25 protein-coding genes are annotated in these 24,770 nt (G+C 41.8%); 3 read left to right on the forward strand and 22 right to left on the reverse strand.

The features are described from left to right. Positions 1 to 103: 103 nt before the first annotated feature. Positions 104 to 922 carry a DUF2935 domain-containing protein gene (locus BW961_RS23045; RefSeq protein WP_068592596.1) on the reverse strand — a complete coding sequence of 273 codons (819 nt, stop codon included), beginning with the start codon at positions 920 to 922 and terminating at the stop codon, positions 104 to 106. A 292-nt stretch (positions 923 to 1,214) separates the two neighbouring features. Between BW961_RS23045 and BW961_RS23050 the strand changes: the two genes are divergently transcribed. Then, a complete protein-coding gene (locus BW961_RS23050) occupies positions 1,215 to 2,000 on the forward strand; it encodes a hypothetical protein (protein ID WP_082867726.1) in 786 nt (261 codons plus the stop codon). A 102-nt stretch (positions 2,001 to 2,102) separates the two neighbouring features. Here the strand turns inward: BW961_RS23050 and BW961_RS23055 are convergent, their stop codons facing one another. The 3 genes from BW961_RS23055 to BW961_RS23065 form a co-directional block, all read right to left on the reverse strand. Next, the gene (locus BW961_RS23055) at positions 2,103 to 2,921 is read right to left on the reverse strand and encodes a GNAT family N-acetyltransferase (RefSeq protein ID WP_068592595.1); all 819 of its coding nucleotides are present in this window, start codon (positions 2,919 to 2,921) and stop codon (positions 2,103 to 2,105) included. Between the two features lie 64 nt (positions 2,922 to 2,985). Next, positions 2,986 to 3,867 (reverse strand): GNAT family N-acetyltransferase, encoded by an 882-nt coding sequence (locus BW961_RS23060; RefSeq protein ID WP_082867731.1) that lies wholly within the window; start codon positions 3,865 to 3,867, stop codon positions 2,986 to 2,988. A 171-nt stretch (positions 3,868 to 4,038) separates the two neighbouring features. Next, a complete protein-coding gene (locus BW961_RS23065; protein WP_068592594.1) occupies positions 4,039 to 4,956 on the reverse strand; it encodes a LysR family transcriptional regulator in 918 nt (305 codons plus the stop codon). A 162-nt stretch (positions 4,957 to 5,118) separates the two neighbouring features. On the opposite strand from BW961_RS23065, the gene BW961_RS23070 reads away from it, so the two are divergent. Then, positions 5,119 to 5,868, forward strand: a complete 750-nt coding sequence (locus BW961_RS23070) for an SDR family NAD(P)-dependent oxidoreductase (RefSeq protein WP_068592590.1) — start codon at positions 5,119 to 5,121, stop codon at positions 5,866 to 5,868. Between the two features lie 83 nt (positions 5,869 to 5,951). Here the strand turns inward: BW961_RS23070 and BW961_RS30685 are convergent, their stop codons facing one another. The 6 genes from BW961_RS30685 to BW961_RS23095 all read right to left on the reverse strand — a co-directional run bounded on the left by BW961_RS30685 (position 5,952) and on the right by BW961_RS23095 (position 11,975). Next, complete coding sequence (locus tag BW961_RS30685; RefSeq protein WP_169810374.1) at positions 5,952 to 6,101, reverse strand: hypothetical protein; 150 nt, start codon at positions 6,099 to 6,101, stop codon at positions 5,952 to 5,954. 56 nt (positions 6,102 to 6,157) lie between these two features. Continuing rightward, complete coding sequence (locus BW961_RS23075) at positions 6,158 to 6,766, reverse strand: DUF4241 domain-containing protein (protein ID WP_068592588.1); 609 nt, start codon at positions 6,764 to 6,766, stop codon at positions 6,158 to 6,160. A 185-nt stretch (positions 6,767 to 6,951) separates the two neighbouring features. Further along, positions 6,952 to 8,229, reverse strand: a complete 1,278-nt coding sequence (locus BW961_RS23080) for an MBL fold metallo-hydrolase (RefSeq protein WP_068592586.1) — start codon at positions 8,227 to 8,229, stop codon at positions 6,952 to 6,954. Then, positions 8,229 to 9,905, reverse strand: coding sequence for an ABC transporter permease (locus BW961_RS23085; RefSeq protein ID WP_068592584.1), 1,677 nt, complete (start codon positions 9,903 to 9,905; stop codon positions 8,229 to 8,231). The genes BW961_RS23080 and BW961_RS23085 overlap by 1 nt, the downstream gene beginning before the upstream one ends. Positions 9,906 to 9,907: 2 nt before the next feature. Continuing rightward, positions 9,908 to 10,981, reverse strand: coding sequence for an ABC transporter substrate-binding protein (locus tag BW961_RS23090; RefSeq protein ID WP_068592583.1), 1,074 nt, complete (start codon positions 10,979 to 10,981; stop codon positions 9,908 to 9,910). 16 nt (positions 10,982 to 10,997) lie between these two features. Further along, positions 10,998 to 11,975: an ABC transporter ATP-binding protein gene (locus tag BW961_RS23095; RefSeq protein ID WP_068592582.1), complete on the reverse strand. Its 978-nt coding sequence runs from the start codon at positions 11,973 to 11,975 to the stop codon at positions 10,998 to 11,000. 188 nt (positions 11,976 to 12,163) lie between these two features. Here BW961_RS23095 and BW961_RS23100 point away from each other — a divergent pair, with 188 nt between their 5' ends. Then, positions 12,164 to 13,045, forward strand: a complete 882-nt coding sequence (locus BW961_RS23100; protein WP_068592650.1) for a LysR family transcriptional regulator — start codon at positions 12,164 to 12,166, stop codon at positions 13,043 to 13,045. Between the two features lie 234 nt (positions 13,046 to 13,279). Here BW961_RS23100 and BW961_RS23105 read toward each other — a convergent pair whose 3' ends face one another. The 12 genes from BW961_RS23105 to BW961_RS23160 all read right to left on the reverse strand — a co-directional run bounded on the left by BW961_RS23105 (position 13,280) and on the right by BW961_RS23160 (position 24,765). Then, positions 13,280 to 14,122, reverse strand: coding sequence for a metallophosphoesterase (locus BW961_RS23105; protein WP_068592648.1), 843 nt, complete (start codon positions 14,120 to 14,122; stop codon positions 13,280 to 13,282). A gap of 8 nt (positions 14,123 to 14,130) precedes the next feature. Beyond that, positions 14,131 to 15,276 carry a glycoside hydrolase family 5 protein gene (locus tag BW961_RS23110; RefSeq protein ID WP_244556040.1) on the reverse strand — a complete coding sequence of 382 codons (1,146 nt, stop codon included), beginning with the start codon at positions 15,274 to 15,276 and terminating at the stop codon, positions 14,131 to 14,133. Between the two features lie 463 nt (positions 15,277 to 15,739). Next, a complete protein-coding gene (locus tag BW961_RS23115) occupies positions 15,740 to 17,125 on the reverse strand; it encodes a sensor histidine kinase (protein ID WP_068592580.1) in 1,386 nt (461 codons plus the stop codon). Then, the gene (locus BW961_RS23120; protein WP_068592579.1) at positions 17,118 to 17,765 is read right to left on the reverse strand and encodes a response regulator transcription factor; all 648 of its coding nucleotides are present in this window, start codon (positions 17,763 to 17,765) and stop codon (positions 17,118 to 17,120) included. Before BW961_RS23120 ends, BW961_RS23115 begins: the two co-directional genes overlap by 8 nt. A 107-nt stretch (positions 17,766 to 17,872) precedes the next feature. Beyond that, positions 17,873 to 18,766: a TIGR01777 family oxidoreductase gene (locus BW961_RS23125; protein WP_068592578.1), complete on the reverse strand. Its 894-nt coding sequence runs from the start codon at positions 18,764 to 18,766 to the stop codon at positions 17,873 to 17,875. 14 nt (positions 18,767 to 18,780) lie between these two features. Further along, on the reverse strand, positions 18,781 to 19,350 hold the full coding sequence (locus BW961_RS23130; RefSeq protein WP_139331725.1) for a nucleotidyltransferase family protein: 570 nt from the start codon (positions 19,348 to 19,350) through the stop codon (positions 18,781 to 18,783). A 289-nt stretch (positions 19,351 to 19,639) separates the two neighbouring features. Beyond that, on the reverse strand, positions 19,640 to 20,272 hold the full coding sequence (locus tag BW961_RS23135; protein WP_425298703.1) for a nitrite reductase: 633 nt from the start codon (positions 20,270 to 20,272) through the stop codon (positions 19,640 to 19,642). Between the two features lie 97 nt (positions 20,273 to 20,369). Beyond that, positions 20,370 to 20,570, reverse strand: coding sequence for a cation transporter (locus BW961_RS23140; protein ID WP_068592572.1), 201 nt, complete (start codon positions 20,568 to 20,570; stop codon positions 20,370 to 20,372). A gap of 78 nt (positions 20,571 to 20,648) precedes the next feature. After that, positions 20,649 to 23,081: a heavy metal translocating P-type ATPase gene (locus BW961_RS23145; protein WP_068592570.1), complete on the reverse strand. Its 2,433-nt coding sequence runs from the start codon at positions 23,079 to 23,081 to the stop codon at positions 20,649 to 20,651. 220 nt (positions 23,082 to 23,301) lie between these two features. Next, positions 23,302 to 23,631, reverse strand: a complete 330-nt coding sequence (locus BW961_RS23150) for a metal-sensitive transcriptional regulator (protein WP_068592645.1) — start codon at positions 23,629 to 23,631, stop codon at positions 23,302 to 23,304. A 270-nt stretch (positions 23,632 to 23,901) separates the two neighbouring features. Then, positions 23,902 to 24,525 (reverse strand): HAD family hydrolase, encoded by a 624-nt coding sequence (locus tag BW961_RS23155; protein ID WP_068592568.1) that lies wholly within the window; start codon positions 24,523 to 24,525, stop codon positions 23,902 to 23,904. A 51-nt stretch (positions 24,526 to 24,576) separates the two neighbouring features. Further along, positions 24,577 to 24,765: a hypothetical protein gene (locus BW961_RS23160; RefSeq protein WP_068592567.1), complete on the reverse strand. Its 189-nt coding sequence runs from the start codon at positions 24,763 to 24,765 to the stop codon at positions 24,577 to 24,579. Positions 24,766 to 24,770: the final 5 nt, after the last annotated feature.

Consider the following 24,770-nt stretch of genomic DNA (forward strand, 5'->3'; position numbering starts at 1 on the left):
ATAATATTAATTAACATTCGTTATAACCGAGAAATAACCTAACTATACCAAAAAAGACTTTCAGCCCTATGATCACGGGTCTGAAAGTCTTTTTAACATCGACTTAATGATGAATAATCTCATTTGTTCTCCCTTTTCCTTTTAGCGAGTTCTCGAACATATCAATAATCTCCAGGAATCTTTCTGCCTCACGGAACACATGATCCGCAAGCAAGGGATGAATAATGCTCTTAATTTTACATTGATCTATGAGATCGCGAGCAGTTTTCTTGAAATCTCTTAATGACTTAACAGATACTCTGTTTTGATCCAGGAACTGATCTAATATGGGAACGGTCTGAGATTGAGGCCTCATCGAGTCGATATCCCTTGCTTGGACTAGTAACTGATCAAAATCATTACTAAAATCTCGGGCTTGCTCAACAAGCTTGCGTTCTGATGGATCTAATAGATGTCCAATAAACTGGGCATGTTCGCCCATAATTCTTAAGAAGAACACATTCTCATCAATAATTGAATCATATAATGGTTCTAATTGACCTCGATTTAGCTCTTCTAATCGATTCCGAAAGTAATTGGCTTCCCTACTCACATGGTCGACCAGAAGGGGGAAGTTCGTCTGACCAGGCAGTTTACAACTAAGTATTAAGCCGAGTACTTTTCTTTTAAATGCCCAAATGTGACACACCGCGGAATGTACTTCTTTATTAAATTCTTTAATCGTATTGGGATCCACATCAAGGGTGAAGCAGTGAACGCGCCTTTCAATATCATCAAACACGCGATAGAAATGATCGGCTTCTTTTTTAAGCACAGTATCCTCACAACGAAAACCCAACCCTAAAAAAAATGAATGTTCTTTCATAATTCTGGACCAAAAGCTGACTTCATCTAAAGACTGCGTGACAAATCGGTCTGCCATTCGTTCCCCTCCCAATTATGCATTAGTTAAAACATATGCAGGATGGGCCTGGTCTAATGTCAGATCCTATTTAGATGGTAAGTATACCAGGTGCAATAAGAAGTGGCATTACATAAAATGAAACATATGTTCTATTTATTGTTGACAACTTACATATTGTGGAGTATATTGAATGGAAATTAAACATTGTTGTAGCGAGCGAAGCACCTCGCAAGATCAGGCGTAATTGCCTTTCTTGTGAAGTGCTTTTTTTGTGTGTGCGTTACTATTCTTATAGATGGGGGTTGAAGTAATGATGAAGGATACAAGTAGAAGAACGCATTGGTGTAAGTTGATTATGATTTTATATATATGGACTGTGTTACAAGTGAATGTACCACAGGTAAGTGCAGCAGATCGTTGGGATACTGCGTTGGCCCACATCGATATCGTGTACGATAATGTTACAACGCTGAAAGGAACAACCCTGTCAGAAACTCAGCATATTCAAGAACAACATACAAAGAATAATGATGCATTGAAGCTCTTGAACGTCAAGATCAACGCCATAGATGTCGAATGGGTAAAAAAACTGCAAATAAAATATGATCAGTCCTTGCGGGAGCACTCTCCTCTATTAGAACAATACACAGGACTAAGTAAACAGGCCACTGCCGCCAAGGAAAAAAAGAATAAGAAGATGGCTGATCTACTCGATCTACAACGCAATAAGTTACGTGCTTCAGTGGACGTGGCGCGTGCCGATATTAAAGCCAAGAAAGCAGCACTCTCAACTGCCAAAAAGCAACGTGCAAGCAAAGTGAAAGTGGTTAAGGATGCACTAGCACCTGTGCAGCTTTTGAAAAAACAGATTACGTCAGAGAATAAAACGATTGCTGCAGCAAAAAAAACCTATTCAGCAGCGGAGAAAAGTTATAAAGCTGGTGTAAAACAAGGTGACGCTGTTACAGCAGCTACAGATATCACACTTATGTATGATCAAATGGTAATTATTCATTCTTCTCTACAAAAGGAATACGACTGGGAGAAGAAAATTGCACAGACTATCGTGATAGCAGAATCCAAGTTACCGAAGTAATGAAGAAAGTTAGTTCCCCTGACAACGGTAAACAAATAAGAGAAATAGAGATCCTTATTCGCCGTTAAGCAATAAGGATCTCTACTTATAACAACATGTTATTCACTTAAATTCATACCAGAATATCTTATAGTCACAATAAGGTGTCATTCCAAGACTTTTAGCTACCGTAATAGATCCCGTATTCTCCGGAGAACAATCCCAATACGGGGATATCCCTTTTTGTTTACATTCTTCCATAAACGCTCTAGCTACTGTTGTGCCATATTTATTTCTTTTATATCCTTCTAACGTCTCAATATCGATAGCATGTGTCTCTTTGTCCACAAATGCAGAGAAACACGCACTCACCACGTTATTGTTATGCTCCACAATATAGCCAAACCCAAGTTGTAAGAAGGCATCTACGGAATCCCAAAAGCGATTAATTTTCTCTTCTAAGAATGAATAGTTATCCAATCTCCTAGAATTCAATAGGTTCGCATCTATTCTTCGAATCATGATCTTATCTTCTACCATGTATTCACTCGTGTCTATATTTCCCTTAAGAGTAAACACATGCTGAATATCACTAGAAATGTCCCTAGAAGTGAATATCTCTTGGATCGTCTGACCCCATAGTTGCGTTTCACCACTGATCTCGACCCAGTTCACACCAAGCTTCTGTAGTCTGGGTTCAATATGTTGTGTCATGTATGCTTCCAACCCTATCCGAAAGGGCTCGCTGTGTTCATCTCCAACAATATGGAAACCTTCCTGACCTTGAATCCATACTAATGCAGCTCTAGGCTCTGTTAAATGATCTACATAGACCCAACCAGGATTATTTCCATTCACCACAGCTCTCACCTCAATATTGTTACACGGATCAGTGAGATGTTTTATTGTATAAAAGTCTTGTATATTAAGTTCTGATATCATATGTAGACCTCCGAATAAACTAATTCCAACATATAAAGGGAGCATTGAAAAAATCTTAGTATTTCTAATTATTTTTCAAATCTATACAATATCTTACTTCCTCTTTGATCCTATTAAATCCCATGGATTCATAAAGTGACAATGCGTTATTATTCGTAGTTAATACCATCAGTTCAGCAGATTCTAACCCATTGCCTTTTAAATACTTCATCGCTTGTGTCAGCATATATTTCGCAATGCCACGATTTCTCCAGGGTTCACGTACGAGGACATCTTCTATAACACCTGTTTCTTCTTCACGCCATGCCATTAAGCTACCTACCATCGTATCTACTTCACGCACAACTATCGATATCCACAGTGGATTTTGTTTGTTTTGTGAGAGTCTTTCCATTCCTATTGGTGTATCTGGCCAAATCTCTGCATCTAACTGTAAATACTCGAATTCTTCTTGAGATGAATCCATTGCCCATGGTGTACATTGAAGACCCTCGCTTAATTGTACCTCTAGAATAGGCTGTTTAAGGTCGCGTTCCATTGTAAATAAACTTTCCTTATGACGGTACCCCTTCTCTTGAATGAAGAATTGACTATTGGCAATCTCCGACGAATCGTTACCCACACAAAGCAATGTACCATGTTCATGGGACAAGGACTCTTTTAGCTCCAAGGCACGTGAATAAAGATATGGGTAGAGCAACTCTAATAGATTATGATCGGATTCCCTTTCTTGTATCGTCTTTAAATTAAGGTAGATTAAATGTTTGCTGTCAGCGGAACGACCCGACGGAACAATATTGATAATACTCACTTGCCCCTTAGCCACCATTTTCCCTTGTTCAAAAGCACAAAATACATTAACCCAATTATCCGGGTCGCCTACCCACCAAAAGGTAGCATTCTCCCTAGAAGTTACTGAGTTGTACAACTCGCCAAGTAACGGCATGTCGCCTTCTTGAAAATTTCGTATTTCAATCTCACCTAACATCTGAACGGATTCCCCCAAAGTAATACCCCTTTCGATACATACCTATTGAAGCGATGGTATATTTTTACTAGAACTACAAATAAGGGTATCACATATATAATCTATTTCATAAGTAAAATAAAACTATAATCAATTGTTATCTACTAATTGTTCAAATTCATATTTAAGCCTATTAATAAATATTCGGGCGATATGCGAAGCATGTTTACCTGCGGGTACTACAGAACCAAAATGTTCCTGTTGAGTATTCGAAGATTGAAGTTCAATCGTTCTTATCATTGGATGCATATCCTCGGCTGTTCGTATAAAAGAGTAATCCAGTCCAATCGTGATCGCTAGACCTCCTGCAACTGCATTCTCAATGGCTCGCGTATTATTACTTACAAATAGAAGATTGACCGGTCCATACTGGGATAAATTTCGCTCAACATAATCCAATATATAATCATCATCGTATAGAGCTAACGTCTGTCCCACTAACTGCTCGGGCGTAATTATCTTATGCAAGGCTAGTTGTGAATTTGGATGAACACCAACAACAATTTTCCCTTCCATTAAGCGTTCAAACATAATCCCCTTATGCTTCTCTGGTATACCCTCGGGCGATACCATAAGGCCTATATCCATTTCGTTATGCAGCACGTTTTCTAATATCTCTTTAGGTCCCTTTTCAAAAATCTCTATTCTCACATTCGGAAAGTCTTCCTTAAAGCTCGATATGACTTTCACCAATAGATGCATGGGTCCAGGAATCGTTGCAATTCTCAAATGCCCACTTAGCGTATTACTGTGGATTTGTGCCTCTACTTTCAATTCATTCACTTTCATTAATACTTCATTAGCCTTGTTAATAATGGCTTGTCCTTCCGCTGTTGGAACAGCTTTAAGACCACGCGAACGGGTAAATAATATGACATCGAGCTCCGCTTCTAATAGCGTAATAGACTGACTAATCGCCGAAAGGGTGATATGACGGTTCTGTGCAGCTTTAGTAAGTGAGCCTATCTTTGCAACTTCAACAATATTCTCGATCTGCTCCAGATTCATTGAACACACTCCATATTCATTATTACTTAACAAGTATTAAATATAGTTAAATTTCGCTTAATATTTGGCGATGCTACAATGTAATTAAGTTAGTAAATAACCTTTCTTACTATATCAGCTTTCAGTAGTAGTATAACTATATTTCACAAGGAGGAAACTCATATGACAGAAAAAAGAGTAGCCGTAATAACAGGTGGAGCTAGTGGAATCGGTAAAGAAACCGCCTTTAAATTTGCAAGTAAAGGTGACCGTGTTGTCGTCGCTGATTTCAACGAACAATTAGGTGAGGAAACAGTAGCGCAAATTATTGCAGACGGTGGCGAAGCTATATTCGTCCAAACCGATGTATCCAATTATGAAGATGTTGAATCGCTAGTTCAGAAATCGGTAGATACCTATGGTCGAATCGATGTGATGTTCAATAACGCAGGAATCGGACGCCTTACGCCTGTTCTAGACCAAGATATGAAAGATTATCACGCTGTCATTAATGTCAATCAGCACGGTGTAGCTCATGGTATTATCGCCGCAGGTAAAAAAATGCGTGAGCTTGGCATTAAAGGTGTCATCATTAATACCGCTTCCGTATTTGGATTCTTGGCATCCCCAGCTACATTCGCCTATCACGCCTCCAAAGGTGCCGTCATTATGATGACCAAGTCCGCAGCACTAGAGTTGTCTGTGTATGGCATTCGTGTAGTTGCCGTTGCTCCAGGGGCTGTGGATACACCGATCATTCAAGGATATAAAGACAAAGGCATGATTGATGACATGAAGAGTAAAGTCATGGGTAACAAACTGACTCAACCTGAACAAGTGGCAGACACAGTGTACTTGCTGTCCTTACCGGAAGCTAGCGCAATTAACGGTAGCGTTGTAATGGCTGATGAAGGATTTGCTTCGTTTAAATAACAATGAACTATAGAAAATCAATAAAGGGATGCTCAGAAAGATTGTAAACAATCTTTGAGCATCCCTTTTTGGTGTTTGTAAGTTCAATCCTTTTTATTGCTCATTGCTTGTAAGCTTCGATTTATCTCATCTAATGATCTTTGTAATTGTTCCATTCTTCTAAGTCCAGAATTCTGGTTGCCAATTATTCCAGCTACTCCAATGATCATTACAATAATAATAAATAGACTCATTCCAATACACCACCCTCTGAATTATAAATTCAGTATATTACTAACCCGTATTACGATTAATTGAGTACTTTAAAATCCGTAACAAGACAGACTACGTTATCGTCAGCATCAAACCCCCAATAAGAAGCATAAAAGCCATCGCCGTAACCAGTACTGAACATAACTACATTAAGTCCAGTATCTTCACACACGATCACACTTCCCCAATTATCCTCATGTTCACTCAACACATCTTCTATAAGATTATCGTATAAACTGATAAAGTCATCCCCGAGTTCTCGTTGTAATTGAGCTTCCATTTCCTCGAGCTTATGGATCGCCTCTACATCCGCGAAGCATCCTAGCCCCGTATCAACTGGATAGCCGTATATGCTTCCATCCTTCAGTTCGTTCACATTCTGTCCTGGTCTCACAGCCATCTCCCACCGAACGGGATGCCCCTCAGACAATTTCAGTTCGGCTGCAGCAATGCGTTCTTCCTCCTTGTGCCACCAGGCAACGACCGGATAGATACCTGGCTGAACCGTCCGTTCAAATGGATTGTTATGAGATATAAGCGGATCACATGTAACAATCCTTCCAGAAAAAATGGTGATCTGTTCCAATATTTCAGAGCGGAGATTTCCGCCTTCTGGTTTGGCTAATTCGAGCCATAGATTCGACATTATCGTCATCCTTTCTATTTTGGTTAATTCCATAAGAGAAATCTCTCTATTATCTTATAAGTAGTACATTCATAATTCGGTAGTAATACGTCAATTCCTTGTTTAGTTGTCTCTAATACTAAGAAAATCCTGACGGTTTCTTATATGTCAAAAAACCCACATTTATATGCGGGTTTAGCGTGTTTCTATCGAAAATCCAATTCTATACCTGGTTGTAATGAATGCAAACCCTTATGACCTTCATCCCGCAACCTTGCGACAACAAGATCAGTTTCTTCTTTGGGTGCATGTACCAAAACCGCTTGGCTGCTTGGCACTTCATTCAACATCATGCTCACATCGGGTAGGCCTTGATGAACTTTATAGCATATGTGCTGCACGCTGCATCCCGTTGGTAGCGTTCCTTTATTTAATACTTCCCTTCCAAATGAACCTCGTGCCGTATGACCTGTCAAAATAACTGCATGTTTCTCCGACTGTGATAATTGATCATAATACCAACGCGCTCGTGGGGATTCCATCATCCCATCTCCGGTAAATATGATGCTGGGCACGTCACTTTCCAACAAACAACTACGTTCCTGATCATCAATCGGAATAACCACTTTGTTGCTATTCAATAATTCTTCAATCCGCTGTAGAGCCCCTGCACGGAGCCATTCTGACCAATTTCTCATTCGCTCAAGTCCAAGCCAAATCTCTTGCTCTACTATTATTCTATATTCGACAAATAGTTCTGACGCCCAGATGAGTAATTCCTGACCGCGGCCAAGTGTCGGAATCGGCAGGAGTAAGTGTCCCCCTGCACCAAGAACACGCTTTGCTGCCTGTGTTAGCTGCTCCAGCTTTACTTGCTGCGGGTCGGACTCCATACCATATGCATTATCAATAATAGACAGATCGACTATTGAACTTGTAGGTAAATCTGCGTCCAGCAGTTGGGATTCACGACTGTAGTCCCCAGAGAAAAACACCTTACGTCCCTCCATCTCCAGTAACAACCATACAGAACCAGCAAGATGCCCGCTTCTTCCCCACTTTATTCTCAAGTCCTTACTCAGTTCGAACCATTCATCAGGTAAGGCATAATCCTCAAGATAACGGTACGTCATCGCATCTATATGTCTCTCTTCGTACGGAAGCTCTCCCCCACGTCTGTTCACATATCTACACCAACTATCGAAATAGCTACCGAGTTGTTCCGAAGTTGCCCTTGTGGTCCAGATATCTCCCTTATATCCATGTTTATATAATAACGGAAGTCCTATGGAATGATCCTCATGTGCGTGCGACAAAAAAACAGCGGTTAACTGTGATACTTCCTCGGCATCAAGAAGTGGATAGATCCCTACTCCCTCTTTTTTGACACCACAGTCCAACATAATCCGGTTCTGTTCTCCGGAGAAGAAATAACAGGAGCGGCCATGTTCGCCCGCTCCACCCCAAATCTTTAGTTTTATCATCAAGCATTCCACTTTCTTTTGGAGCCCAGGCTCTCAATAATTACAAGCATCATGGTGGTGAGCCCTACAGATACGACGGCCATTGCCATGCCCAAGGATACTTGTCCTTGTTCAAATTGAGCAAATATATACGTTGCTGAGGTTTGAACGGACGGTGGCAAAATTAATAACGAACCCACTAATTCCCGCGAGGCGATGGTGAACGTCATCATCCAGCCAGCCATCATACCGGGTACTATTAAGGGCAGCAATACACGGCGAAAGACATAGTGTGGTTTCCCTCCAAATACTTGTCCCGCCTGAAACAACGAAGGGTCAATCTGGCTAAAGGCGCTTTTTACATATTGCACGGTATATGGAACAAACAAAATGATATACGTCAAAATGACCATACCATACGTGTTATACAGCGGAATCGGCATCCAAGGCGAATTCCACAGCAAGATCAACCCAACGACCATAACAATTCCCGGCACCGTATTCGGTAATAGACTGAATAAGTCCGTCGTTCTCTCCATACGAGTACGTGATCGACCAATAACAATAGCAAACCAAGTGCCTAGTATCACGGCAATTGTTGATGCCGCTAGTGACAGTAGCACACTATTCATCAGCGATCTCATACTGGTAGAACCCCAGGTTAGTAATTCCTTGTAATAACCCAGCGTAAAGTTGTTCCAAGCAAGTCCTACTCCCCGTAGCTTCATAGTTGAAGCTGCAATGATTGAGAAATAGGGTACGCCAATAGATAGAAGTAACACTACCGCGACAAATAGAACATAAATCCATGTCCCTCGCCCTTGTGAATGCAAGGAAGAACGACGCATACCCTTACCACCTACTAAACTATAAGTGAAGCGTCTGCTTAGAACCGATTGCGCATACCAAATCAGTAAACATGCCGTCAGTAACACGGAAGCTAGGGACGTCGCCTTACCAAAATCAATCGGCCAGCTCGATATATATTTGTGAATCTCCGAGGTCATTACTTCATACCCAATACGTTTTCCGAACGTGACGGGCGTTCCGAACTCTGCGATCGTTTTAACGAAAATGAGCATAGCTCCCATTCCGTACGCAGAGAGCAATAACGGTGCAATGATACGCCGAAACCGATATGTGAAAGGTGCGCCAAGCACAGCTCCCGCTTCTTCAAGGCTACCACCTATCCGCTCAAGCGCTCCGCGTAGTAGCAAGTACAGAAACGGGAACAAATGTAGACTCATAATCATGACCATGCCTCCAAAGGTGAAGAAGGCTGGTGTCATCGATGAAAGTCCAGGTACAAGTTGCTCCAGATACCCGTTCTTTTGCATAAACAGAATCCAGCCCATAGACCCAATATAAGGTGGAGTCATGAATGGGATCAAAAAAACGATATCCAGCCAACGCCACCGAGCAAGCCGGGTATTCACCATGATCCAAGCGAGTGGTAGTGCGAGTACGGTTGTACCTGCTATCACGCAAATCCCTAGCCAGATGGAGCCAAGTAGAACTTTGATGAGCTCAGCGTCGGCCAAAGTACGGAACGGAGCTGCCCATTGCAGCTCACCATCCCGATATACGCTTTGAATAAATATTTCAACCAAAGGGACAACAATCATTATCGTCAGTACAAGTAAAGCTAGGGCAATCGACCATGCTCGAATGTGTCGCAAAGATGAAGAGTTTCTCATGATTATTTAAATAGTTTCGTGAACTTATCTGTCACTTCTGCTCCATTTTCATTCATCCATACCCAATCAGCTTTGAGTAGTGGAATCTCATCTAGATTGGCACGATTCTCAGCCTTGATATCTGTACGACCTGGAAGGAGTGCCGCATTGGATACCAGCTTCTGCGCTTCATCTGATAGTAGATAGTCAATGAATGACTTGGCGTTCTCTTCATGCTTGGTTGATTTCATAATCGCCGCGGGACGTGGACTAATCACTGTACCTTCCTTCGGATACACGATATCAACCGGTTCTCCCTTTGCTTTCGCCTTATACGTCATGTAGTCAACTGCAGCTGCTACCATGCTTTTAGCACCTGTGATAACTGGATCCAGCGCTTCCTGATTAGCTCCTGCAACAGCTACATCGTTATTATTAAGTTGCTCGAACAAGGACCAACCACTCTCTCCCTTGTCACTAAGATAACCTGTTATGAAATCAAGCGCCGAACCCGATACCGAAGGATCAGGAATGTTGATTTGTCCCTTGTATTCCGGTTTAGTTAAGTCTTCCCAAGAAGTCGGAGGTGTTGTAACAAGCTTCGTGTTATAAGCAATACCTAGAGCAGAAGCACTACTGCTGAAATAGTTCCCTTCTTTATCGGACCAATCAGGGTTAAGCTTGTCTGCATTTTTGGCTTCCGGGTAAGGTAGTGTCAGCCCATCGTTCTTCAACCCTTGTGCAGAAGGTAGTGATGCTAGAATCACAACGTCAACAACTGGGTTGGATTTCTCTGCCTCCATACGAGCTAGAATTTTACCTGTTGTTCCTTGGAACATTTCGACCTTCACACCTGTTTGGGCTTCAAACCCTTCAATAATCTTATTAGCGAGCCCTTCCGGTCCCGCACTATATACAACGAGCTTTTGATCGGCAGCTTGAGTGTTTGTCACACTGTTATTCGCTGAAGGCGAAGCCTCCTTGGCAGTTGAATTAGAATTAGTGCCACAGCCTGCCAGCGTTAAACCTAGTGCCAGAACCAATGTAAGTGACGCTCCCTTGTTCCATCCAGTCTTAATCGTAGTGAAATTATTCATAATGTAATCTCTCCCTTTATTTAGATTCAGCCAAGTGATGAAGGCGATGATGCGGTAAATAAACCTCTGTCTTCGTACCTACAGCCAGTCGAGTATGGTGATAAGCAGTCCATTGCTCCCCATACCCCTCCGCTTTGACTCTGAATTCATATCGCTCTCCTACGTAGCTGACATGTGTGATCTCTACTATAAAAGAGTGGCAATCTTCTCCTGTCCGATCCCATAACAGGTGCTCTGGACGGAACATCGTGTGGTCTGGCACAAGCCAGTTCGATTTGCCGATAAAACGTGCAACAAAGGCATCTGAAGGTTCACCATAAATCTCTTCCGGTGTTCCCGATTGTAAAATTCGACCACTATTCATAACCACCACTTCATCAGACATGGACATCGCCTCAATCTGATCATGTGTGACATACAGAGCTGTAAGCCCCAGATCACGAACTAATGACATCATCTCCACGCGCATGTCCTCACGTAGTACTGCATCCAATGCGCTTAGCGGTTCATCGAACAATACAAGACGTGGCGTTATAGCTACGGCACGTGCAAAAGCTACACGTTGCTGCTGTCCACCAGACAGTTGGTGAGGATATCTATCATGCATCCCTGTCAACTTAACCTTGTCCAACGCTTCCATCACGGTTTCACGTATTCTTGAAGTACGCTTACCCGCTCGAAGACCAAAAGCAACATTTTCAAATACCGTCATATGCGGCCACAATGCAAAATCTTGAAATACCATGCCGAAGCCACGTTGGTGTGTCGGTACCACCCTCTTACTTGACCCCGAAAAGATCACCTCTTCCCCCATCGAGATCGTACCCATATCCGGCGTTTCTAGCCCTGCAATCATGCGCAAAATTGTTGTTTTGCCACAGCCTGATGGACCTAGTAGTGTCGTAAAGCTTCCCTGTCGTACAGTTAAATCTGTTGGATGCAAGGCAACATTTCCACCAAAGGCTTTACCAAGCCCTCGTATGTTCAAATCCATATTATTACCATCCTTGTATGCTTTGGCTTTATGTAATGAATCTTTACTTACATTTACTAGTCTAGCTGTGAAGTACAATACCCGTGTTAAATGAATGTAAAGGTACAATTAATTATTTCAATGAATACTGTTAACATTCATAGATAGAATCTATAGATAAGACACAACATCGAAAGTGAGCTATGATGATGAACCTGAATCTATTAAAATTACGCATTGTGGAGTTGCTCGAAAAGCACAAGAAAATTACAACTGTCGCAGACATCCTTGAATTAAAACAACCAACCGTCACCTTTCATATGAAGAACATGGAACGGGATTACGGAGTCAAATTGTTCGAAGCGCGAATGGGCAGAATCATTCTGACAGACGCGGGCTATGCCCTGCTCCACTATGCCGTCAAAATTAATGCGCTCGCCGCCGAGGCGGAGCGTGTCGTCTTGGAGTTCGACACACTCCGTAGGGGTAGCATCCGTATCGGAGCTAGTTATGTTCCAGCTACTTATGTACTTCCCGCTGTGTTACATCGGTTCGGTAAGGAGCATCCGGGAATCCAAATTTCCCTATTTGTCAAAACAGCTCCCGTCGTAAATGATATGCTAGCACGTCATGAAATCGATATCGGCATTATCTCAACCGAACCATTCGCGGCTCCTGCATTGCTTGCTGAAGCAATATGTGAAGACGAATTAGTGCTCATTTATGCTCCAACTCATCCCTTAGCCTTCCTAGAAAATGTAACCCCTGAACTGATTACCTCTTCATCCTTTGTTCTTCATGGCAAAGAATCCAGTACCCGAAGAATGACGGATACATGGCTAAAAAACCACGGACAGCGTCTACCCTCCTATTTGGAGCTTGATTCTCTTGAAGCTATTAAACAAGCGGTTATACTTGGAACGCATGTATCCTTTGTATCCCGTATGGCCGTCCAGAGTGAGGTCCAGCGCGGATTGCTCCAGATGTGCCCTATCCCCGGAAACCTGATAGACCGATATGTTTATGCCGTGACGAATAAAGAACGCCATCGCTCCGCATTGATTAATCAATTCAGCAACTATTTGTTCTAATCAAGTAGAAGAAACGGCTATGCCGTCCTTTTCCAAAAAGCTTATGCTTCCGATGCTAGCGATACTTCGTATCACTTTAAGGCACCCGTTTCAGCGGAAATATAAGGAATAGAGTATCAATATAGATTGAACTAAAGACGATACCCCCTATCACCCGGAATTATATACTTTCTTATATGTTCAAAAAATCCCACATTATGCAATACTTCGCATAACGTGGGACTCCAGATTTCACTATTGTTTCATCAGTCGAATAACAGTCAACTCAGGTTTTTCAAATAAGCGTATAGGTAATCGGGTTGTCCCGATTCCACGATTCACATAAAGCGTCAGAGGTCTAATCTTTCCTTCAAGTGAGTACAACCCTTCAATATATTTATTACCTAATGATGTTGTAACCAGTGGTTTCAAGAAAGGGATACGGACTTGTCCGCCATGACTATGTCCTGAGAGTTGTAGGTCAACCGGATAATCGGTGAATCGGTCTGCAACATCCGGTTGATGAACGAGGAGTATATTGAAATCCTGAGGACTCAGAGATTGAAGTGTACGTTCAATCATCGGTTTCCCTAGCAAGAAATCATCAAGCCCTGTTATGGTTAGCCTTTCACCGTTAGCTGATGTAATCGTGTGAACCTCATTCACGAGTACCATAAATCCAGCTTCCTCCATGTATTCCTTGTATACTCGGCTCCCTCCCCCTCCTCTATCATGATTGCCATATACAGCATATTTACCAAGGGGGGCTTTTATCTTCGCTAATACCTTTTGGGCTAACTTCCTATTCTTAGAACCATATTCCGCGTAATTATCGAATAGATCACCTGTAAATACCACCATATCTGGTTTCAGAAGATTCATCCGATCAACTAACGACTGAAGCTGGTCAACTGAATAATCGGGACCTAAGTGCGTGTCCGAGAATTGAATGATCGTCTTGCCGTCAAATGACTTCTGAACGTATTTATTCTCAATATCGATTCGCGTCACGGACAGCGCCTTGGGCTCAATCTTTGTGGCATAGAATCCGGTTCCTAAGATCAAGAAGATGTTCGTACATAACCCAATTAGGATCATTCTCACAATCAATTGCCAAGGCCCTTCTTGATCGCATTCCAAATCGGATTATCCGTTGTTTCAGGAATGAAGGTCTCCCCTTTATCTCTCGCATCCCAGTATTCAAACTTCAGCTTCTCGCTCCCAAATTCGTAATCCATCCCATCCCAGGTATCTTCACGAAATGCATAGAATGACCAGTGCCAACCCTGTTCATCAAATATAGACATGAGATCACTCATGTATTGATCTGCTCCCTTGACCATCCGGTTTGTTCCGAATTCTGATGCGATAATCCGATTCGCAGGAATATGATTATCGGTTGCCCACTTGGCAACAGGTTCCACAAATTCTTTAAGAGCCTGCTTATCAAACTTCATTTCTTTCTCATCATTTCCGACTTTGACCGTTCCCGGATAAGAATAGGTGAATCCCTTATTCTTGTTTTGACTAGTTAATTCATACGGCTCATACATATGGAACGCGTATAGCACGTTAGGATCATCAATCGGTTTCAAGTAACTGAACGCCCACGGTGTTGCATAGAGTCCAGAATCAATAATAATCGGTGTCGTCGTATCAACTGACCTAATCCCTTTGATCATTGCATCATAGAGGACATTTAAATCTGCTGCCGTATTCTCTACTTTCTTGTACCAAGCTGTGTAATCCTGTGTCCAGAAGTCATTGAAGCCCGTTGCCGTCTCTGGGTGTGGCTCATTAATAAGATTATAGCCAATAACAGCAGGGTGATTCTTCAATCGGGTGGCAAGATCCCTCCAGAAAAGGGCTGCTTGACTATGATAGTCACGCTCTTGCCATATGTGATCATCATTCTTCTGCCCGTTAAACTGCCTCCATCGATCTCCAGGTAGGCTAAGTACTGTTAAGATAACCTTCATTCCTTTGGCTTCCGCTGCATCTAGATCTGCTAAGAGTCTTGCAAAATCTTCTTCGACTATGCCCTCATAACGATCTGAACTACCAATCAGAAAATCTTCATTAGGTTTGGTATCCAGTTTATCGTTAAACAAGTGATCTCGATCTTTGCCCCATTTGTCAGGCGCGAGCCGAATGAACTCGATTTCCTGTTCCTTAGCTGCTGCGTAATTGTCGGGTAGCGATGTGGAGTTCATGAAGTTAGAGCCTCTACGCTGTTCATTCCAATAATCCATCTTCCATGCATTGATATCTACTTTCTCAATTGGGCTGCTGTTCTGTCCCTTTTCTTCTAAAGGTACAGATGCGTTGGCACTACATCCTGCGACAAGTGCTAGAATAGTCGATATAAGTACACTATTTCTTATGATTGACCATCTATCTTTTCTTCTTAACTGGTTCATTGTGAATCACCTCGAAAACAAGCATATTCCATCTATGTTACGCCAATATGACAAACCAAGTAGAAACGGGTACCGTCTTTTTAAAGACGGTACCCGTTTCAGCGGAAATATAAGGAATAGAGTATCAATATGGATTGAACTAAAGACGATACCCCCTATTCAATCATTTCTTTAGAAATGATTGAATAGGGGAAGCGCAAACTTTAGTTCATTCTATCAAGTGAAACTTATACTTTCTTATATTTCAAAAAGAAACGGATACACCGTCCCCTAAGGGCGCGTATCCTTCTCTTCATTATTCTGATCCCACAGCCAAGGAGAAATAAAATGCAATCTCTTGATCTTTCGCATGAATGCCGTGAGGTGCCTCATGTTTGTCCAAGATGACTTGCACAATAGACAGTCCCAGCCCCGATCCACTAAGCTTCTTATTCCTTGAATGATCTAGCACGAAGAAAGGCTGCCATATATGATTCACATCCTGCTCATCCAACGTCCGAAAGCCATTTCGAATGGTGAATACCAACCGTTCTCCTTCATTCACAAGTGATATATCTATCTGTGGCCCACTGGCATATTTCAGTGCATTGGTTATAAAATTATCCAGAACGATCCTGATCTTCTGTTGATCTCCTCGAACAATAGGATGATGAAGTTGGCTATTATCTACCTCAATTATCTTCTGTTCTTTCTGTATCGCCACTTCCAAATTATCTAGCACATCACCGAGTAACGCTTTGAAATCAAAATATTCCATCGCATAAATCTCATTCTGAAGCTTAGCTAAGTGTAGTAACTTGTCCACTAACTGGGACATTTCATCGGTTTTCTTATCAATAACACTTAGGAACGTCCCGTCGTCCATTTCATCTCGAATTCCTGAGGAATAAGCTTTTATCAACGCAATCGGTGTTTTTAACTCATGCGAAATATCAGAAATGAAGTTCCGTAGGTTTTGATTCTTCTCTTCCAAAGCTAGATGCGCTTCCTCCAGTTTATGGCTCATCCGATTAATGCTTGCCGCTAACAGTTCGATCTCATCCCCTGTCTTAATGTTGGTTGTACGGAACTTCAGATTGGAGATATCTTCGGCGTTATTTGCCAACTCTTTGATAGGACGAATGATTTGTCTGGCGATCAGCCACGCTAATCCAAGCGTTAAGAACATTGCCCCTATCGCAATATACAAATTGAACTTATTCACAGCTCGAATCGATTGATCTGTATGTGCGATAGAATCACCTACGACGAAGACCATATTGTCTTTTCGGAAGATCGTGACAAGAAAGCTGGTGTTAAGCTTCTTCTGACTGTACAAATTGTAGACTGTCTTCCCATGTTCAAGATCCTGAATTCTCTCTTCCATGACCCAGAATTTCGCAAGCGTAATACCTTTCCTATTCAACTCTGTTCGAATAACATCATTCAAAACATTCGGATTCTTCACAAATTCTGTGCTTACGATCGTCACATTATACTGCTGTTCTAGCTCCCCTTCCGTTTGGATGAGAGATTCAACCGTTTCATTACTCATGAAATTTGTCAGTTGCGCTAAATTCACCTTTTGCTGATACAGAATATATTTGGGCAGGAAAAATGTATTCACCAAGAATGAGACCGCAAATACCAAACAAATCATGCAAGCGATCCGCCAAAACAACTTGCGACTCAGCTTACTCATGAGGAATTTCCAGACTATATCCACTGCCTCGATACGTCTTAATAAACCCTTCTCCCACTTTCTCCCTAAGTCTTCGAATATGCGTATCAACAGTCCTTTCTTCCCCGATATAATCGAATCCCCACACTTGATCCAACAACACTTTTCTACTCAGAATATGCCCTTTGTGTTCAAGTAGGCACTTCATCAAATGGAATTCCTTATTCGTAACTTCGAGGTCCAATCCGTCCTTATAAATCTTTCCGCCAGGGATGTTTACTCGCACCCCCCCGAACGTGATATCTTCCTCAATATGAAGTAGTTTCTTAGCTCTTAGAATCAAGATGCGAGGTTCAAAAGGTTTGCGTACATAATCGTTAGCCCCTATCTCTAGTGCCTTCAATTCATCTTCCTGTTCGCTTTTTGCGGTTAACATCAACACTTTAGCGAATTGTTGCTTCTTTAATTGTCTGCATACTTCGATACCACTCACTTTAGGCATCATCCAATCGAGGATCGCCAAATCTATCTTGTGATTCATACATATATCTAGGGCTTCTTCTCCATCTTGAGCGGTGAATATTTGAAAACCTTCTTTTTTAAAATAAGCAACCACGATTCTAAGCATGTCCGGATCGTCATCTGCAATAAGTATGTTCATTCTGTACTCCTTAAAAAAAAATTAGGGGACAGACAAATTGTAATCAATTTGACCTGTCCCTATATGATCATACATTTATCTCTTCTGAACTGCAAAAGTAGTGGATCTCATGATTTCTTTAATATCTGTTGAAGTGCTGTATCCAATGTACTATATCTGAACTTATAGCCTTCTCTTTCTAACCTCTCTGGAATCACCCACCGACTCTTCAGAATCAATTCCGTTTCTGTCTTAATGATGACTGAACCCAATTCGAGCAGCCATTTAGGAGATGGCAATCCTACTTTCACATTCATCACTTGTCGCAAATGACTCATTAACTCACGATTGGTGACTGGATTAGGGGCAGAACAATTGAATACGCCGCTTAACTCCTCGTGGTCTTTAATAAAGAGCATAATTTGATATATATCTTCGATATGAATCCAACTAAATCGTTGAGTACCGGGCCCTTGAGGACCTCCCAGTCCAAATCGAACGAGGTTTTTGAACGGAGTCATAACCCCACCATTCTCACCTAATACAATAGCGATTCTTAAGGCAACTTTTCTCGTGTTAGGTAAGTCAAAGGAAAAGAGTGCGTTTTCCCAAGCTTTGGCTACATCAACCGAGAAACCTGATCCAATCTCGCCACTTTCCTCTGTCATGGGCCGATCCTCAGCATGTCTATAAATCGTCGCTGTACTCGAATTGATCCATAGTGAAGGTGGGTAATCGCATGCTAATATGGCATTGCCAAGGATGTTGGTTGTCTCTGTTCTTGAATTCATGATCTCTTGTTTGTTCTTGGCATTGTAACGGCAGTCTACTGACTTTCCTGCAAGATTAATTAACAACTCCGAATGATTTATAGCTTCCACGATCTCCATATTATTATTCCAAGAAATATGACCTGCTTGTCTTGAAATGATCTTCACTTCATATCCAAGATGATTGAACTTCTCCTCTAAGTATTGTCCGATAAATCCCGTACCTCCGGCTAATACAACCTTCTTCTTCATGTGATCAACTCATTTCATTTTTTGAAATCGTCTGAAAATTTCTTATAGTGGTGTTGCTCTAGGCAGTACCGTAAAAGCGCGTCATCATATCCGTCCGTTCTAAACTTATCTGTGATTGCAGCTATTCTACTCTCTATTCCCCTTAAATAATTCGTTTGAAGCTGTACCTCCAAAGGCACAACGGGTATAACACTTTCATTTACAGAAATGAACTTTATCAAATCACCTATATCCGGGCCATTCTCCCAAAGACCCATTCCCGGTATATAACTTTCCATTTCACGTATAACGGCATAGGCAATATCAATTTTAACGCTATTTATATATACTCTACCGAGTGTCCAATCTGATCTATCAATTTGAAAAGTAACCGTCGGTTGTGTAAGGGATGACACCCAATTTTCTTCTATGGTCGTGATTATCGCGTCTTCTGGTAGTTGTTCTCGAAAGCAATTTACCACTTGTTCCACATCCGCCTCACACGCAACCCAAATATCAATATCACCAGGATTAATATGACAACCTTGAATAACACTCGCCATAGAGCCAACAACGGCCCATTTGAGGTCCGGTAAAACTTTCAATTTATCACTTATGACCAAAAGGTACTTAACATGTTCATCGTCATTTCAGTCCTTCCGAAATTGATGTAGCAAGTCTTCGTTCATGTTGTGGATACACGAAATAACCCAGTCTTAGATATCTCATATCCTAGGCTGGGTCACTTGTTGGCTAATGCTTCTTCCATAATTATACCTCTAACAACCAGAGGGTGATAGCCCATTGATGAGGAGCGGTGATTAATAAGCGTAATTACAATATAAAAAGAGGACACGGCAAGCGTGTCCCCTTCTATTTTTCGTGAAAAAATATTTATGCCACGGTAACTACTTCCCGAAGTTTTTCAATCGTCATTCGGTCAATAAATCTGCTATACTTCTCTTTCTTTTTCCCCAACTCTTGAAAGTTTGCTATTAATTGCGTAACGATCGGTACAAGCTGTTCTTCCGTAACGCCAGACAGGAGCCGCTGTGCTAATTTAGCTTTCAAGCCTTTCGATTCCCCGCCGACATAGATATCGAATGTATCCCGCATTTTAACGACCGCAATATCCTTAATCAAGGGCTCGCTTGTCCCAAGTGCGCATCCTGCATATCCAATCTTTAAGGGGTGCGGTACCTCATGACCTGCAATAGCCTCGTCTAAGACTTTAGCAATTTCTAGTCCAGCGTCCTCGGCACCACTACAGAAGTTACAGGCGATTAAGCTTTTCGTGACAAATCCAGCTGGGTGAATTTGCAGTCCGACCTTTCTAAGTGCATCCTGTACTTCTGCTAAACGCTCTTCTTGCATCTCCACGTAAAGCTGCTTGAACGTCGTCATTTCAATGATGGCATCCGCACCAACCACAGCACCTAGAATGGCCAGTTGTTCTGGTTTAAACAAGGTACCTCCCACCTCAAATCCAGGTGTTACGGCAAATTTCTTTAAGCCCAATTGACTCACTCTCCCATCTATATAGATTGAACTACCTTTTGCGCTCACAAGTTCAATCATTTCTAAAGAGAATCATGAATATGCGGGTTCGTTTTTCGTTGTTTCGTTAAACTACATCGTATCCTTGTTCTTCAATCGCTTCCTTAATCGCTTCTAGCGTCAGCTTATTCTCATCATAGGAAATCGCTACGGACTTGTCTTTCAAATCCACTTTTCCTTCTGCACCTAGAGTTTTCATAGCACCTTCAACGGAATTGACACAGTGTCCACAGGACATACCTTCTACTTTTAATGTTACGTTTGTCATAATAATCATTCTCCTTTTGAACTCTCATTTTTAATATAATTGTGTTGTTATTTCATTAGCTTCTGATGGGTCTATTGACTAAACCTTCATCCGCTGAAGACGAAGTGCATTCAGTACGACGGATACGGAACTGAGTGCCATAGCCGCTCCCGCAACCCAAGGTGCTAATAACCCAAGTGCTGCAATTGGAATACCTAAAGTGTTATAACCAAGTGCCCAGAATAAGTTCTGTCGGATATTAGTCATCGTCTTGCGGCTCATGTATATCGCATCAGGGATGCTGTTCAAATCGCCACGCATCAAGGTTACATCCGCCGCTTCCATCGCCACATCTGTTCCTGTTCCGATAGCCATTCCGATATCCGCCATAGCTAGTGCTGGTGCATCATTGATGCCATCCCCAACCATTGCTACTTTCTTACCTTGCGCTTGCAGCTTCTTCACTTCCTCTGCCTTGCCTTCTGGAAGTACTTCGGCCCGAACGTGTTCAATTCCTACTTCTTTAGCAATCGCCATGGCTGTGCGTTCGTTGTCACCTGTAATCATAATGACCTCGATGCCCATTTGTTTCAAGCGAGTAACTGCCTCTTTGGACGTTTCTTTGATCGTATCGGCAACTGCGACCAATCCAGCATACTGGCCGTCAACCGCGATCAACATCGCTGTCTTCCCATCCAACTCCATCTGCGTCATACGCTCTAAAGCGTGCTCCACTTGGACGTTGAATCTTGCCATCAGCTTGCGTGTCCCTGCTAGAACTTCTTTACCTTCAACGACTGCACGGATCCCAAACCCTGGAATGGCTTCGAATTGTTCCGTAGCAGGAACCTCAATGCCTTTGGCTACAATACCAGAAACAATCGCTTCTGCGAGTGGATGTTCTGAGTCCTTCTCAGCAGCTCCAACAAAGCGGAGGAACGTGCCTTCGTCGATATTATTTTCAACTACTACGTCTGTAAGCACTGGCTTACCGTTGGTAACTGTACCTGTTTTATCTAGAATGATTGTATTGATTTTATGTGTAGATTCCAGATGTTCCCCACCTTTAAATAATACCCCAAGTTCAGCTGCACGACCCGATCCTGCCATAATGGATGTAGGTGTTGCAAGTCCAAGCGCACATGGGCAGGCAATAACCAGAATAGCAATCGCTTTTTCCAATGCATTTGCGAAATCACCAGGTGTTACCCAGAAGAACCACACGACGAAGGCCAAGACTGCTATCCCTACTACGATTGGGACGAATATACCAGAAATCACATCAGCTACACGTTGAATAGGAGCTTTCGAGCCTTGTGCTTCTTCTACGACTTTAATAATCTGCGCAAGCGCCGTTTCCTTACCGACCTTGGTCGCTTTTACTTTCAATCTACCGTTCTTATTAATCGTAGCGCCAATAACGTTGTCTCCTGCCTTTTTATCGACAGGAATACTCTCACCCGTCAGCATAGACTCATCCACAGCTGAAGTTCCTTCAAGCACTTCACCATCCACCGGAATCTTCTCACCCGGTTTCACAACCACCACATCACCTGCGAGTACTTCTTCAACTGGGATCGTTATTTCCTGCCCGTCACGGATGACCAACGCTGTCTTCGCTTGCAGACCCATCAGCGTTTTGATCGCTTCAGACGTACGACCTTTGGCTAATGACTCAAACAACTTGCCGAGAATGACCAATGTAATCAACACGGCACTTGTTTCGTAGTACATCGCTGGACCATGATGAACACTTCCGCCATTCAAAGCCCATTCAATGGTTAAGTAGAGACTATAGAAGTAGGCCGCGGACGTTCCAAGCGAGATAAGTACATCCATATTACCGCTTTTGTTACGAAGGGATTTAAATGCCCCGACGTAGAACTGCTTACCGATGTAGAATTGAACAGGTGTCGCAAGAGCTAGCTGGAACCAAGGATTCATGAATAAATCTGGCATCCAGATCCAAGATAAGAAGGAAAAGTGACTAACCATAGACCACAATAACGGAAGAGAGAGGATCGCGGAAATGACTAACTTACGCTTTTGCTCCTTGATCGCTTTCTCTCGATGTTCCGAAGGATCTCCATCTTCTTGCTTGGTAACCGCTTTGTAACCCAGCTTTTCTACTCGCTGTTGAATGTCGGTAATGGATACATCCGACTTGTTGTATTCCACTCGGGCTGTCTCCATCGCGAAGTTAACGACGGCGTTTGTGACACCAGGTGTTTTGTTCAGTACTTTTTCAATCTTAACCGCACAAGCGGCGCAGAACATACCTACGAGATCTAAATCAACGACTTCTTTCGCCACACCGTAACCGAGCTTCTGAACATTCTGTTCCATTTGCGTAACATTGATCTTACTTGGATCGTATGTTACGGTTGCGCGTTCCATTGCAAAGTTCACATTTGCTTCTGTTACGCCATCCAATTTATTCAGACCCTTTTCGATTCGATTAGCACAAGCAGCACACGTCATGCCTGTAATATCTAAAGATGTTTGCTCTGTTTTCAACTGGGCTGTTTCCATGATGCACACCTCATTTTCTATATCGAATATGATCGATTAATCTATAGCCGATTGCCATTATCGACGTATTCAGGTCATACATAAAGTCGTTTGTTTAACTTCTTGATATTAGTATACCCCCCTACCCTATAATGTGTCAACACTTAGATGTATTATTTCCTCGATTACCGTATTAAATTCCAAACAAAAAAAGGATTCTTTCGAATCCTTCATTCATCACTTATTTCATTAGTTTATTAATCGTCTTCAACAGTTCATCGATCACTTCATCGTCGCCTTCTTGGATACGATCCATGACACAGCTCTTCATATGGTGTTCAAGAAGTAGCTTTCCTACACCATTTAAGGCCGACTGGACCGAAGAAATCTGATTCAGAACGTCATCGCAATAGGTATCCTTTTCGATTAATCCCTTAACGCCACGAATTTGACCTTCAATCCGGTTAAGTCTGCTAATGATATTACTTTTTGTTTTATCGGAATGGTGACTCTTTCTCCCATCGGTGCCGCATGACTCATGTGACGTAGACTCGTGAATTTGTTCCTCCATACGGATCACTCCTTCTCTTCTTATATCCATTGTAACAATAGCCCCCTACCCTATACAACTCCAGTTAGGTAATTTACTTATCACTGTTTATGCATATGCAAGAAAAAAGAGTAGATACTGTTATCCGATACTAACTTTTTAGCGAATCACGATTTCTACAATATTGTTATTCTTATCTACCTGTCCCTTCAAAATACCTACAAGTAGAATAATCCACACCGGGGAGTTTCCAATCGCAAATGGACACCATTACTCTCCCGAATGTCTACTTCATTCAGCAACAAATTCTAGCACTTCATTAGGATTATTGAATAAATGTTTAGCATCGATTCCATGATCTTTCTTTGCACCCCATACGGCTAATCCAAACGATACACCGGCATCTCTAGCACACTGATAATCATATGTCGTATCTCCGATATAAATGGAACTCCTTGGGTCTGCGCCCGAGATCTCTAGAAACTTCTGAATCGGTTCAGGATTTGGTTTATGTAGTAAAGTATCATCTGCACACACGACAAAAGATAGATATTTCATCAAGCCAAAAGGCACGAAGTCATCTTCTAATTCAATCTTAGTCTTAGAGGTTACAATTCCGACTTGAATATTTCGTTCATGAAGTGTGCTTAGCAATTCTCTAATTCCTGAAAAGACACTTATGGAGTCCACGAACTCCTTCATGTACACATTCCAAAGGATGTCTCCTTTTTCAGTATCTTCAATTCCTAATAAAGGTAGTGAACTAGAACCTGGAATTCCCCATACAAATTCTAATTCCTCTACATCCTTTGTTATGTTGTATTCTATCGCTAGCATTTTCTGAAGTGATTTGAGTACCGCTTTCTCTGTGTCTATTAATGTTCCATCAACATCCAAAATAATCGTATTATACATATAAACCCTCTCCTTATGACTTAGTTTATATACCAAATTATAATGTTCTTTTTAAGAGAACCAATTTAACTCCGGAGCATTTTTAAAATTCATACCATAAATCCCTACTACGAAATATACAAGAACACATATAAGAATAATAACAGCAAACCTTATATAATAATTTCTACTACTTCTTGCTTTCATTTCTAGTACCATTAATCTATCTTTAATTTCTTCAATTTCCTTTTCAGTATCCATAACGA

It is taken from the genome of Paenibacillus macquariensis (genome assembly GCF_900156375.1).
Lineage (GTDB): Bacteria > Bacillota > Bacilli > Paenibacillales > Paenibacillaceae > Paenibacillus_AQ > Paenibacillus_AQ macquariensis.